Annotated in this window: 10 protein-coding genes; 2 read left to right on the top strand and 8 right to left on the bottom strand. The window is 57.8% G+C overall.

Annotation, left to right across the window (positions count from 1 at the left end; genetic code table 11):
- Nucleotides 1–491: 491 nt before the first annotated feature.
- From AC1MEW_RS18765 to AC1MEW_RS18750, 4 genes are read right to left on the bottom strand one after another with little or no spacing between them, the layout of a single operon-like run.
- Entirely contained in the window at nucleotides 492–1,577 is a 1,086-nt protein-coding gene (locus tag AC1MEW_RS18765; protein WP_201203516.1) for a polyamine ABC transporter substrate-binding protein, read from the bottom strand.
- A gap of 53 nt (nucleotides 1,578–1,630) precedes the next feature.
- On the bottom strand, nucleotides 1,631–1,972 hold the full coding sequence (locus AC1MEW_RS18760) for a cupin domain-containing protein (protein ID WP_480423144.1): 342 nt from the start codon (nucleotides 1,970–1,972) through the stop codon (nucleotides 1,631–1,633).
- A 31-nt stretch (nucleotides 1,973–2,003) separates the two neighbouring features.
- Nucleotides 2,004–3,410 carry an NAD(P)/FAD-dependent oxidoreductase gene (locus tag AC1MEW_RS18755; RefSeq protein WP_480423143.1) on the bottom strand — a complete coding sequence of 469 codons (1,407 nt, stop codon included), beginning with the start codon at nucleotides 3,408–3,410 and terminating at the stop codon, nucleotides 2,004–2,006.
- Between the two features lie 51 nt (nucleotides 3,411–3,461).
- The gene (locus tag AC1MEW_RS18750; RefSeq protein WP_201203502.1) at nucleotides 3,462–4,277 is read right to left on the bottom strand and encodes a helix-turn-helix domain-containing protein; all 816 of its coding nucleotides are present in this window, start codon (nucleotides 4,275–4,277) and stop codon (nucleotides 3,462–3,464) included.
- A gap of 263 nt (nucleotides 4,278–4,540) precedes the next feature.
- On the opposite strand from AC1MEW_RS18750, the gene AC1MEW_RS18745 reads away from it, so the two are divergent.
- On the top strand, nucleotides 4,541–4,816 hold the full coding sequence (locus AC1MEW_RS18745; protein ID WP_201203500.1) for a DUF1652 domain-containing protein: 276 nt from the start codon (nucleotides 4,541–4,543) through the stop codon (nucleotides 4,814–4,816).
- Between the two features lie 95 nt (nucleotides 4,817–4,911).
- Here the strand turns inward: AC1MEW_RS18745 and AC1MEW_RS18740 are convergent, their stop codons facing one another.
- Nucleotides 4,912–7,386, bottom strand: a complete 2,475-nt coding sequence (locus AC1MEW_RS18740) for a UvrD-helicase domain-containing protein (protein WP_480423142.1) — start codon at nucleotides 7,384–7,386, stop codon at nucleotides 4,912–4,914.
- 280 nt (nucleotides 7,387–7,666) lie between these two features.
- Here AC1MEW_RS18740 and AC1MEW_RS18735 point away from each other — a divergent pair, with 280 nt between their 5' ends.
- Entirely contained in the window at nucleotides 7,667–8,362 is a 696-nt protein-coding gene (locus AC1MEW_RS18735) for a pirin family protein (protein ID WP_201203491.1), read from the top strand.
- Between the two features lie 210 nt (nucleotides 8,363–8,572).
- On the opposite strand, the gene pgm is transcribed toward AC1MEW_RS18735, so the two are convergent.
- The 3 genes from pgm to AC1MEW_RS18720 form a co-directional block, all read right to left on the bottom strand.
- Nucleotides 8,573–10,219, bottom strand: coding sequence for a phosphoglucomutase (alpha-D-glucose-1,6-bisphosphate-dependent) (pgm, locus tag AC1MEW_RS18730; protein WP_201203489.1), 1,647 nt, complete (start codon nucleotides 10,217–10,219; stop codon nucleotides 8,573–8,575).
- Between the two features lie 110 nt (nucleotides 10,220–10,329).
- Nucleotides 10,330–11,730 carry an aminotransferase-like domain-containing protein gene (locus tag AC1MEW_RS18725; RefSeq protein WP_201255195.1) on the bottom strand — a complete coding sequence of 467 codons (1,401 nt, stop codon included), beginning with the start codon at nucleotides 11,728–11,730 and terminating at the stop codon, nucleotides 10,330–10,332.
- A gap of 73 nt (nucleotides 11,731–11,803) precedes the next feature.
- Nucleotides 11,804–13,291: a hypothetical protein gene (locus AC1MEW_RS18720; protein ID WP_480423141.1), complete on the bottom strand. Its 1,488-nt coding sequence runs from the start codon at nucleotides 13,289–13,291 to the stop codon at nucleotides 11,804–11,806.
- Between the last annotated feature and the right edge of the window lie 335 nt (nucleotides 13,292–13,626).

Raw genomic sequence — 13,626 nt, 5'->3', positions numbered from 1 at the left:
ATCAATGGAACAGTTTTTGTCCGACGGGACAATCTCTGGCGAGATCGTCCAATCACTCGCCCAATGAAGGCGTAAGAAACCTGACACAATTTGAAATCAGACGTCTACTACTTTTTTTTGGCCAAATTGGTGCACTCAGGCAAGTGCCCGGAAACAATGGATGCGGGGTAGAAATATAGTTTTCAGAGAGGAGGTTTGAACTGATTGTCAGACAATTGGATATTTAAATATTAAATAGAGATAAGTTGTGTTTTGTCGAAAGCGTCTCACTTTGCTGGACTTATTAATATCAGTGCCAGTGCATTGCCATCAACTAATTAAACATTTAGTGAATACTTGTTGCGGCGTTGGCGCTTGATGGAATAAGTAACCTGTGGCGAGGGGGCTTGGCCCCGCTGGACTGCGCAGCAGCGCCCTTCTTTTGGGACAAGCGGGGGCAAGCTCCCTCACCACAGACAAGCTCTACGCCACAGCATTCGAATAGCCTGACCTCAACTCCCCGTCCGAATCTTGTTCCACACCCGCGTCCGAATCCGGTCGATATTCAGTGGCATCGCCTCCAGCGCGAACAATTTCCCCATCATCTCCGGGCTCGGATAGACCTTGGTATCGTTCTTGATCGCCGGGTCGATCAGGCTGTCGGCCTGTTGATTGCCATTGGCGTAGTGCACGTAGTTGCTGATATCGGCCATCACGTCCGGGCGCAGCAGGTAGTTCATGAAGGCGTAGCCGGCCTTGTCGTCCGGGGCGTCGGCGGGCATGGCAACCATGTCGAACCAGATGGCGGCGCCTTCCTTGGGAATGGAGTAACCGATGTCGACGCCGTTCTTGGCTTCTTTTGCGCGGTTTTCCGCTTGCAGGATGTCGCCGGAGAAACCGACCGCCACGCAGATGTCGCCGTTGGCCAGGTCGCTGGTGTATTTGGAGGAGTGGAAATAGCTGACATATGGCCGGACTTTCATTAGCAGCGCTTCGGCCTTTTTATAGTCTTCGGGGTTTTTACTGTGGTGCGGCAGACCCAGGTAGTTCAGGGCGGCGGGCAGCAATTCCGGGCCATTGTCGAGAATGGCCACGCCGCACTTTTGCAGCTTTTTCATGTTTTCGGGTTTGAAGATCAGGTCCCAGGAATCCACGGGCGCGTTGTCGCCCAACACCGCTTTGACCTTGGCGATGTTGTAGCCGATGCCGGTGCTGCCCCATAGGTACGGGAAGCCATGTTCGTTGCCCGGATCGTTGGTTTGCAGCGCAGTGAGTAGCACCGGGTTGAGGTTTTTCCAGTTCGGCAATTGGCTCTTGTCGAGTTTCTTCAACGCCCCGCCCTGAATCTGCCGGGCCATGAAGTGATTGGACGGGAACACCACGTCATAGCCGGATTTGCCGGTCATCAGCTTGCCGTCGAGGGTTTCATTGCTGTCGTAGACGTCGTAGCTGAAGCCGATGCCGGTTTCTTTCTGGAAGTTCTTGGTGGTGTCTGGGGCGATGTAGTCCGACCAATTGTAGATCTTGACCGTTTCCGCCGCGTGGCTGAGGGTCGCGACCAGTGCGAGGGGTGCCAGGGTCAGTGTCTTTCGGATCATGAGTCGATTCCTGTATGGGTTGTTGTTATTGGCAGGCAATCAAAAGATCAAAATCAAAAAATCAAAACGTAGGTCTTGCGCACGGTTTCCTGGATATCCCAGATACCGAGACTATTGGCCGGCAACATCAGTGCATCGCCAGCTTCTATGTGCAGGGTTTCCCCGCCGTCGGGGGTGAAGGTGCAGCGGCCCTGGATGAAGTGGCAGAACTCCTGGGCGACGATCTGCCGCCGCCAGCGGCCGGGGGTGCATTCCCAAACGCCGGTTTCAACGCCGTCGTCCCGCTCGACGCTGGTGGTCGAAGCCACCGCCACCGGGATTCCCAGCGGTACGGCGACGGGGTTGGACTCGTCCAGTTTCAAGGTGGCGGTGTTTTTGAATTGCGTGATGCTCATGGGAGTACCTGTCGATATAGAGAACGCTTTTTTAGTGCATGAAACCTTCCATGAACCCCGCCACACCGCTGGCGAGCTTGCGCCGCCAGGGGGCAGTGGCCGGGTTGGCGAGGGTCTGGTCTTCGTGGACGAAGCTGCGGATGATCGCGTTGTAGCCGAGCCAACGGCAGGGTTCCGGCTCCCAGGCTCTTAACGCATTGAGGCCGCCTTGGGGGATGACCCAAGGCTGGCGCACCAGATCGGTATCGCGCTCCAGAATCAGATCGGCCAGGGTTCGTCCGCCCAGATTGCTGGCACCGACACCCTCCCCGCCATAACCGCCGGACAAGGCAATGCCATTGGCCCGATCGCAGAGCATGTGCGGTTTGAAGTGACGGGACATGCCCAGGTTGCCGCCCCAGGCGTGGGTGATGCGCACGTTCTTCAACTGCGGGAACAGTTCGCCGAACAGATAACGCCGCAGCTCCACTTCGCTGGTGGTCAGGTCGAAGTCATGGCGCAATTTGCCGGCAAATTGGTAGCCACCCCGCGCACCGAACACCAGACGATTGTCGACAGTGCGCTGACCATAGGTGACCTGACGGCTGGCTTCGCTAAAGGCCTGGCCCTGGCTAAGACCGATTTCATCCCAGGTGGCGGCGGACAGCGGTTCGGTGGCTATCAGCAGGCTCTGTACGGGCAACTGATAGCGGCCCAAGGGCGGCAGCGTCACCGAATAGCCTTCAACTGCCGGCACGATCCAACGACTGCGAACCTGGGCTTTCGCCGTACGCAGGCTGCCGGACTGCCAGTGGGTGACCGGGCTGCTCTCGTAAATCTTGACGCCCATGCGCTCCACTGTCCGCGCCAGGCCTCGGACCAACTTTGCCGGATTGATGGTCGCTACGTGCGGTGCATAGATACCGCCATAAGGCTTGGCAACCCTGATCTGTTGCGCCAATTGCTCCGGGTTGAGCCAGCGGTAATCGTTTTCGGTCAGACCCTGGCGGTAGAGTTTGTCCAGATAACTGCGCAAGCTGGCTTCCTGCTCGGGATAGCGGGCCGCGCAATACAGCACGCCGCCCTTGCGGTAATCGCAGTCGATGCCTTCGCGTTCGAGGACGATCTCTACTTCATCGGGAATGCCGTGCAACAGATCAAACGAGGCACGACGCTGTTCGACCGGCAGACCGGCGAGCAAACGGTCCTCGCCCAGCAGGTTGCCCATCAGCCAGCCGCCATTGCGGCCCGACGCACCAAACCCGGCGGTTTGCGCTTCGACGATGGCGATCTCAAGTCCTGGGGCCAGCCGCTTGAGGTAATAAGCGGTCCAGAGCCCGGTGTAGCCAGCGCCAATGATGGCCACGTCGACGTCCAGGTCCCGTTCCAGGGCCGGACGTGCCAGCAACGGCTCGTCGAGTTGATCCATCCATAAACTGATCGTGCGCCACGCCGGCATAACAAGACTCCACCACTCAAACTTCGATGGCGTCGATCCTAGAGCGTGACCTCAGCGACTGTCTTGCGCGCGTGCACGCAAAGAAATTTGTTTGACGTAGGCCTTGGGCGACTGGCCGGTGTGCTGGCGAAAACAACTGTAAAACGCCGACAGTGAGTTGAAACCGGCGGCGAATGCCAGTTCATCGACTCGCAACGGTGGTGTGGCCTTATCCAATGCAGCCAAAAGATGCTGCAAACGCGCCTGATTGACGTAGCGATAGAAGCTTTGCCCGAGCACCTGGTTCAGCAGGTAGGAAATCTGATTGCGGCTGTAACCGCACTCCTTTGCCACCCGCTGCAAATCGAGCTCGGGGTCCAGATAAGGTTGCTGGCGCTCGAAGTACTGCTGCAGGTCTTCGGCCATGAAACTCAGCTGTCGCGGCGACAAGCCGAGCCGACTGGCCGCCGGGCGCAGGTTGCTGCTGGTTTTACTGGAAGGTTGTTCGCGCACCAGAGAGGCGTACTCGTTGACGCGCCAGATCAGCCCGTCGCGCACGGTGATGGCTTCGCTGGAACGAAACGACACCAGCCCGTCGCTGCCGCGCAGGGTCATCTGGTACTGAATGAACGCCGTATTCCCGTCCAGCCGAATGCGATCCGAGTGCTCGAGCGCTTCATCGGGATTGCGCGGCATGCTGTCGCGCACGTACTCGCGCAACTCGTCCAGCCTCATCACGCGGTTCTGGAAAAAGTCGCTGTACTGAATATCCGGGTGATACAGGGCCATGACGCCATTCAGGTCCCGGTATTTCCAGCACAGGTGGTAGCGCATGACCGTTTCGCCCGTGGCCTGGGTTTGCAGCGGACCATCATCATCGGCGTGCATAAAGCGCTCGGCGAAAAAAATCGAGCTTGCCGAACTTCGGCCTCGGCTTCAATGACCAATCAATGATGGCCTTTTGTCGATGAATGACCGGCGCGTGACCCATATCAAAAAAACGGTACCAATCGCCAAACAGACTGAAAAAATCCACATGGTTTTCACATCTGGATGCTACTTTTAAATGCATTCACCGGTTGAGCCATTGACGGCTCTTCCCCCCCTAACATGAGCTAAAGGAAGCGCTCGATGACTAAGGCGGGCAACACATGAACAAAGGGTCATTCAGCAAAGTCACCTTTCCCAACGCCTGCCAGCTGATGCGCTGGCATTTTCATCCCATGGGTTTCGAGGCGAGCATGGACGCACCGGGCAGCATGATTGCCCGTCTTTTTGACCGTGCCAGTGGCGAGACCATGATCGCCATTGCCGGAATTCCTTGCGCGACTGTGATGAATGCTGCGGATGTAGAACGAATAATCGAAGCGGTGGAGGATGAGCTTGAGGCTTTTATTCCGCCGATGGCGCTCAGGAGTTATGCCTGAGCATTTAACAGCCGACAAAAAGCCCACATGATGTGGGCTTTTTTGTGGGTGCGTACATTATCCCGACACACTGAAATCCAATGTGGGAGCGGGGTTTAGGCGGACTTGGTGGTTTGTCGGTGATCCGCGAAGAACGCCTTGCCCTTGCCGATCTTGTCCGACGCCCTGGGCATATTGACTGCCTGGCCTTCCTGGCCATCGACATACCAGTAGCAATGACTCACCGCCCGGGTAATACCGACATAGGCCAGTCGCAGGATTTCGTCTTTCTGGGCACTGTCATACGGTTCGCTGTCCCCAGCCTTGCCAAGCCCGGCCATGCGATAAACCTGGTTCTTGTAAGGTGAACTGGTTAGATGCTGGCAGTCACCCAGCAAAAACACCGCGTCTGCCTGTAGCCCTTTGGCGCTGTGATAGGTCAGTTGCTTAAGGCGGCGGGATTCGTACGGCAAGCTAGAATCTACATTAACTACAGGCTGAATATGTTCTTCTATCAATGACTTATCGCTGCTTTTTCGATAAAGCATCAAGATTGAATCGCCGCGTTTGTAGTGCTCCATCAACCGCTGCGCCATGCCCTGATCGTCGCGATCCAGCACGTTGACCGGCTGCAAGGCCTTGGGCTCGCCACTGGCCTTGGCCTTCTTGCCAGGGATGGCCGGTGCGGCGCGCACGATGTGTTCGGCGGCATCAATGATGTGCTGATGGCTACGGTAGTTGTCGCTGAGCATCACCCGAGTCGTGCTCGGCGATGGGAATTCCTTGTTGAACTCCATGAAATACGTCGGCGAACTGCCGCGCCAGCCATAGATGGACTGCCAATCGTCACCCACACAAAGTAGCGACGAACGCTGCGCGCCGCGCCCCACGTGCATGGCTGGGCCGCGGCTGCGGATCTCGGCCAGGCTCGCACGAATCCACGAAACAATCTGCGGCGATACGTCTTGAAATTCGTCGATCATCAAATGCGAGAGCGGCCTGAGCAGCTCATCGCTCAACAACTTGAGGTTTTCCGGTGAGTGCTCGCTGAACAAGGCAAACATCCGGTTGTAGGTCATCACTGGCGGCTTTTGATCAAGCAAATGGTCTTCCAGTGCCCGCCAGAACAGACTCAGGGCCTCGAAGAAAAACCGGTCGGGGTCGTCCTTGCCGAAACTCATCCGGCCCACGGCGTCCGGAACGTCCAGGCCCAGGTTCTCGATAAACCCGGCGGCGGCAACAAAACAGTCCAGTAGCGGCCCGGAAGCCAGTTCACCCTTAACTTTGTAGTCGAAGCCCGGCCCGGCGCTCGCGTCACCGGCAATCGAAGCCAAAACACGTTTTGAAGAGTCATAGCTATCTAGCCATATCAATGGCTTACGACAGAAAGCTTGAAACAGGGTGCGCTTGACTGCCCACTCGGCGCGGACCGTCAGCTTGGCATTCGGGCGGCTGACCTGAGGGTTTTCCCGAGGATCAAAACCGAGCACCACCCAGGCGTCCAATGTCGGAATATAGCCATGACAATGGAACGTCGAGCCGTTGATATCGAAGGCCTGACGATTGGGCTCAATGCCCTTGATCGGCCAGGCACCGGAGCGAAACCACAGGTCTTCAATCGCATCACAGAGTTCTTCATCGCGCCTGGACGCCAGTTCGGTCACCGCCATGCGCTTCTGCACATCCGGGTGATCGCGCTCCAGCTCCTTGAGTTGCAAGGCGTGGCGGGACAATGGCTGGATCAGTTCACGGAAACGCTCATTAGAAGTAAACAGGCCGTGATAGCAGGCATTGAGCTGCTGGCGTTGAGCATCGTTGATTCGCAGGTCGAACGGATTGCTGTCGACCTCCTCATCGCCATTTTGCGGGCGATTACTGAGGTTTTCGAAGGCTTGCAGGCGTTCGAACCCCGGCAAACTGCGGACCATCGGCAGAATCCGCGAGTGGAAGGTGCGCACCAGGTCTCGAGCTTCTTTAAGGCTGAGCGCCCGACCCCATAGCGCAAACAGTTCAATCAGCTTATTAATGAAGTCTTTGCGCGATTCACGGGTGAAGGTCACCACGGTCATCGAGCCGAGCTCAAACCCAAGATAGTGAGTCAGCAACAAAATGCGCAATACCAGCGTCGTCGACTTGCCCGCGCCCGCCCCGGCAATCACCGAGGTCGAGGGTGTATCGCTGAAGATCATTTTCCACTGCGCCGCGCTGGGCTGGGCATGCGCCGGCAGCAGTCGCGCGACGTCGGCCTTCATGCGCTTCTTGATCTCGGCGCTCAATGGCAGGCGCCAGTCATCGAACAAGTTGTCATCGACATTCGGCGGCCGGTGTTCGGTGGAGCGCGAATCGCGGATCAGCAACACCTGCCGGCCTTGTTCCAGCCCTTCGAGCTTGCCTTCGTTGAACCCGTAATCGACCCCGGCGCTGTGACCGCTGCGAAAACCATCAGCTTGCCCGTGCAGCCAGGACGCGCGGTGTTGCGCGCGCAATCGAGTCAAGCCATGACCGAAAAACCGGGCAGCCAGGCGCTTGAGCAAGGGCATCTCGGCCAAGGGACGAAGTTCGGGGGGAAGATCAGGGGTGTGTTGCGGCACGCGGACGGACTCCAGGGTGTGAGGCTGTTGAGGGCTATGGTGTCTGCATTTGCCGTTGAGTTCTAGTGAAATGCTTACAGCTCATTGGCTTATACGATGAAGTGAAGGCTGCATGAGAATATTTCGAGGTTGTCAAACATCAACTTATTAGATTGTTTTGAGGCACTTTTTACGCTTTTTATCGATTATCGCTTGATAGATGATGCACGCCATCAACCACCGGTTCTTGTTTCGTGGCCCAGGCGTACCGCCCCATGACGAACCTTTCCAGGAGACGATCATGCTTGAACTCAGACCTTTCAACACCTTGGGCGGCGCCCACCATGGCTGGCTGGATGCCCATCACCACTTTTCGTTCGCCGAGTACCACGACCCGAAACGCATGAACTGGGGCAACCTGCGGGTCTGGAACGATGACGTGATCGCCGCGGGCACAGGCTTTCCACAGCACCCGCACCGCGACATGGAAATCATCACCTATGTGCGTGAAGGTGCGATTACCCACCAGGACAACCTGGGCAACAAGGGCCGTACCGAAGCGGGTGACGTTCAAGTCATGAGCGCCGGTACCGGGATCGCCCATAGCGAGTACAACCTGGAATCCACCGAAACCCGGATCTTCCAGATCTGGATCATCCCCAACGAGGCCGGTTCAGCGCCGTCGTGGGGCGCCAAGCCGTTCCCGAAAGGTCAACGTGAAGGTTTCGTGACCTTGGCCAGCGGCAAGGCTGGCGACGATCAAAGCCTGCGGATTCGTGCCGATGCAAGGCTGGTGGCAGCGAATCTGAAGGCCGGGGAATCGGCGGAATATCGCCTGGATAGCGGACGTCGTGCTTATCTGGTTCCAGCGACAGGCGTGATTGAAGTCAATGGCTTGCGTGCACAAGCTCGAGACGGTGTAGCGGTTGCCGATGAGCAGGTATTGCGGGTGACGGCGATTGAGGACAGTGAAATCGTGTTGGTGGATCTGGCTTGATTGGCTAAATACCGGGCAAAAAAAATGGGCGACCTGATGGTCGCCCTTTTTCTATGTGTGTGTCCAATTGTGGCAAGGGGGCTTGCCCCCGTTCGGCTGCGCACCAGTCGCAAAAATGCTAAATGCGGTCAGCCTGAAACACCGCAACCACCTGATAGGGGTCGCTTCGCAACCCAACGGGGGCAAGCCCCCTCGCCACAGGGCCCTCAATCACTTCGCAGCAATAGCGCCATCCACCAAGGTCTGAGCCTCAGCCACCAACTGCTTGAGGTGTTCGTCGCTGACAAAGCTTTCCGCGTAGATCTTGTAGATGTCTTCGGTGCCCGACGGACGCGCTGCAAACCAGCCGTTCTCGGTCATGACTTTCAAGCCACCAATGGCCTGATCGTTACCCGGCGCATGGCTGAGGATGCTCTGGATCGCTTCGCCGGCCAGTTGGGTCGAGGTAACTTGATCCGGCGAGAGCTTGCTCAGCAGCGCTTTCTGCTCAGGGTTGGCCTTGGCATCGACCCGTACCGAGAACGGTTCGCCCAGTTCATCGGTCAGGGCGCGATAAGCCTGGCTTGGGTCGCGACCGGTGCGAGCGGTCATTTCTGCCGCCAACAGGGCCGGAATCAGGCCGTCCTTGTCGGTGCTCCAGACACCGCCATCCTTGCGCAGGAACGAAGCACCGGCGCTTTCTTCGCCGCCGAAGCCCAGGGAGCCGTCAAACAGACCATCAGCAAACCATTTGAAACCAACTGGCACTTCGTACAGGCGACGACCCAGACGCTTGGCCACGCGATCAATCAGACCGCTGCTGACCACGGTTTTACCCACGGCAGCATCGGCACGCCATTGCGGACGGTTCTGGAACAGGTAGTCGATGGACACGGCCAAATAGTTATTCGGCGCGAGCAGTCCGCCGGACGGGGTCACGATGCCGTGGCGGTCGTGATCCGGGTCGCAGCCAAATGCCACGTCGAAGCGATCTTTCAGACCGATCAGGCCTTGCATGGCGTGAGTAGACGATGGGTCCATGCGGATCTGCCCGTCCCAATCGACGGTCATGAAGCGGAACGTCGGATCGACCTGAGTGTTGACCACTTCCAGGTCCAGACGGTAATGCTCGGCAATCGCCGACCAGTAGCGCACCCCTGCTCCGCCCAATGGATCGACACCCAGATGCAGCTTGGCGTCACGAATGGCGTCGAAATCGATCACGTTGATCAGGTCGGCGACATAGGTGTTGAGGTAGTCATGACGATGGGTGGTGCTGGCCTTCAGCGCTTGCTCGTAGCTGATGCGCTTGACGCCGGCCAGTTTGTTGCCGAGCAGCTCGTTGGCCTTGGCTTCGATCCACTTGGTGATGTGGGTGTCGGCCGGGCCACCGTTGGTAGGGTTGTATTTGTAGCCGCCGCTTTGTGGCGGGTTGTGGGACGGCGTAATGACGACGCCGTCTGCCAGGCCCGAGGTACGGCCGCGGTTGTAGCAAAGAATCGCATGGGAAATGGCCGGGGTCGGTGTGTACTCGTCACCTTCGGCGATCATCACGGTGACGCCATTGGCCGCCAGCACTTCAAGCGCGCTGGCACCCGCCGGGGTCGACAGCGCATGGGTGTCGATGCCGACGAACAGCGGACCATCAATACCCTGGGCCTCACGGTACAGGCAGATGGCCTGGCTAATAGCCAGAACGTGCCATTCGTTGAAACTCAAGTCGAACGAGCTGCCTCGGTGGCCGGACGTGCCGAAAGCGACGCGCTGGGTAGAGATGGCGGCATCAGGCTGACCGGTGTAATAGGCCGTAACCAGTCGCGGGATGTCGACCAACAATTCTGCCGGTGCCGGTTTGCCCGCAAAAGGACTGAGTGTCATGCAAAACCTCTGGAATAGAGTGGTTCAGGAATAGGGACGCAGTTTACTGGCAGTTTGACCGCAACGCGATGGTAACTATCCGAGCTGTCGACGACGTTTTTTAACCTTGCTCAATCGATCGATTCCAGACGCAAGGCATCCCCCAGCAATCCCATGGCGGCAGCCAGGTCATGGTCGCCGCTGAACGTATGGCTCAGGCGCAGGTGTTGCCCGTGCAGACCTTGCAGGCTGAACAGCTCGCCCGGTGCAATCACTACCTGCTGTTTGAGCAAGCGCTGGAACACCCGCCGCACATCGACCCGGCGCAACGACCGCACCCAAATCGTCGCACCGCCCTGCGGCTCGACGGGCAGCAAGGCGTCGCCCAGACGCTCGTGCAATAACTGGATCATCTGCACCTGGCGATCCTTGAGCAAGCGCCGCAGTACCTGAAGATGCTGGTCGATACGTCCATTACTGTACAGACGTGCGATGGCTTTCTGGCGGATCGGCGACAGACGAAAAGAGCGCAGCAAAAAATGCCGCTGCAGTTCCTCACCCAATTGCCGTGAGAGCAGATAACCGTAAGGGGCTTCCGGCCCGATGATTTTCTCGAAGGTGGAAAACACGATCAGTCGATCAGGATCCAGAAGGTCGCGAAACCTGGGGCCGTCGGGTTCGAAACCAAGGTCACCGTAACAGTCGTTTTCCAGCACCCAGCTGTCATGCCGCGCCAACAGTTGCGCGATCGACTGCCTGTTACCGTGCGGCACCTGACTGCCTCGCGGCATGCTCAGTCCTGACGAAAGCAGCACCAGCCGCACCGGCTCAGTCTCCAGCGCGCCCCTGAGTTGCTCCAGATCCAATGCGCCACTGGCTTGCAACGGCCACTCGATCACCCGCACATCCGCCGCCTCGAACAAACGCAGAATGACCCAGTCGCATGGCGACTCGACCAATACCGTGGCGCCCTTGAGGCACAGCACGGCGATTAGCACTTCCAGTACCCCGCGCAGATCGGCACCGATGTAAACCTCATCCGCATGCCAGCAACGCGCCGGCGACGAGGTATAGCGCGCCGCGAGTGCCGTGCGCAGTTCCAGTTCGCCACAGGGTTGCCCAGCCAATGGCGGCTGGCGTGGATACTGGCGCAATAGTTCTCGCTCCAGCATCAACAACGGACTGTCCAACGGCTGCAACAGGGCGGGCTCATCCGCGCTCAACACCAGCATTTCGGGACGCCTTGCGTACGCATAGACAGTTTCAAGCAAATCATTGCCGCTGGTCATCGGCCCCATCGAAGCCACCGGCAATGAGTAATAGCCTGACTTGGCTACCGAGTAGACCCGCCCTTCCTTCTCCAGCAATGAATACGCGTACTGAATGGTCGAGATCGACACGTTCAGACGCACCGCCAACTGCCGTAATGATGGCAGGCGAATTTGCGTGGCACAGTCCGGCCCGTTGATAAGGTGAGTCAGGTAGCGGTAAACCGCCTGGTAAGCAAAGTCTGTTTCTCTGGGCCCTTTCATGGGTGTTGGCCTTGCGCATTGCCAAGCAAGTGGAGAACGCAACTGGCGGTAGAAGACGGCTGCTGTTGCACCGTCAATGCCCCGCTGACCGTTCGCCAATCATTGCGGCACCATCGCTCTGCGGATCATCGACTGACATGCCTGCCTCGCCCGACAGCCTGTCAGCGTCGCCGCCATCCTCGACTGCCACCGGCCTCATGCTGTAAAGCGTGCCAATCAGGCTAACCGGCAGCCCACTGACATCGATCATCCATTGCACGACCTGTTCTGGCGCCTGATACCCCTGCATCGCCTTGTGCAAGTCCGGCATGGCCACGAGCATGCCGGGGTGGCAGTTGCGCAGAAAGCGCTCCAGCCCGGCACCTTGATCGACAAAGGGCGCAAAGAGCAGGCATATCAGCTGGGCTTCGGTCAGCCCGAGGGTTTTCTGTGCCTCGACCGCCGCCAGCATGCGCTGTTCGGCCATGGTTGCCAGATTACCGAACGACTCCAGCGCCAGTTCGCAAATACGTTCAGGTACCAGCTTGCGGCGCATCATCACCAAGGCTCGCTGCAAGTATTCGGCTAATCCGGCTTCGTAGCTGTGACCCGCCACAAAGCTTGCCTGCAATCCATGCAAGTGCGCGGCAATCAGCGGGTTGACGTATTCGTTATCGCTCAGGTGCGCCGCCATTTCGTCGGGCTGCACGCCCAGAAACTCTGTGAGCAAAGGCCAGCGTTCATCCAGTTTGCCGACGACCATGTCGTGAATGTCGAGGCTTGTCGTGCGGCGGCAGGCTTCGAATAGGCCAGCCGGGCGCCAAGTCGCGTGCCTATGGCCAGCGTAGAACTCACGGTAATAGTCGCTGCCCAAGTCATCGAGCACAGTAAACAGAATCTCAAACCCCGTGACGCTGTAGTTCGAGGTGCCGAGACTCGCCTTTTGTGCGGCACGCCTCAATCCGTCGAGAAACTGCTTCTGTTGGCGGGGGCTTTCGCTGTTGATCAACACATCGACTCCGCCGTTCCACCGTGCGATCTGCCCGTAAAACTCGGCCGTTGTCAGATACCCGTCATCCCATAGATCAAGCGGGTCGTTCCAGCTCCGGCGATGGCCGACCATCAATAAATTGAGCCGATTCGACTCTCGCCCGGCCTCGGAGATCGGTGCCAGATGGTCGAATGGCAGAACTTCGCGGTCATCCACCATCAACAGTTCGACCCGCGGATCATCGTAGAGGAACAACGCCGCGTTGCTTCGATGGATGTTGTCCAGCGCTGTCGAACCGGTCCCGCTCAAGCGCAAGGTGGCGACGCGCAACTGGAAGGTTGCCGGTGCACGGCTGGCGATACTCAGTTGAGCGGCACGCAGCAGCGCCAGGGTGTAGCAACTGTCCAGCGTTCCGGTTTGAATCGACATCACCTTGAAGTCGCCAATTCGCTCCATACCGCCGGCCGCCACCACCAGACGCTGAATCATAAGCTGCAATGCAGTGCGCTCGGCCCGAGAGAAAAAACTCAGCAGCCTTTGTAGTACTTGCTGATAAACATAGTTCATTGCCTGATCATGGATTGTCGTCATCAGTGTTTTACCTGGTATTCGGAAGTTCAATGCCACGCAAGCGGTGATAGACACTGCGCGACCGATTCTCGGTGATGAAGTGCTGGATCCTGTCATGAAATGCTAGCACTTAAGTTTTGGGTAATTATTTGAAATGTTTGTACTCGGCCTATGCACAGGCGACAGCCACCTCCTCGCAAAGCCAGGCAGGGCAAGGTTCTTTAGGTTTTACGCGACTTCCTAGGAAACTTCCGACAGCGTCCCACAGACATTGAGTACAGAAAATAAAGAAAGAAGACACTGATCTATTTTTGGTAACTAGACGAAGCCTGACTAACCCACGATCTATTGCGAAT

It is taken from the genome of Pseudomonas sp. ASL4 (genome assembly GCF_056680395.1).
The sequence above is the reverse complement of the archived record's forward strand: the minus strand, read 5'-3'. Positions and strand labels throughout refer to the sequence as shown.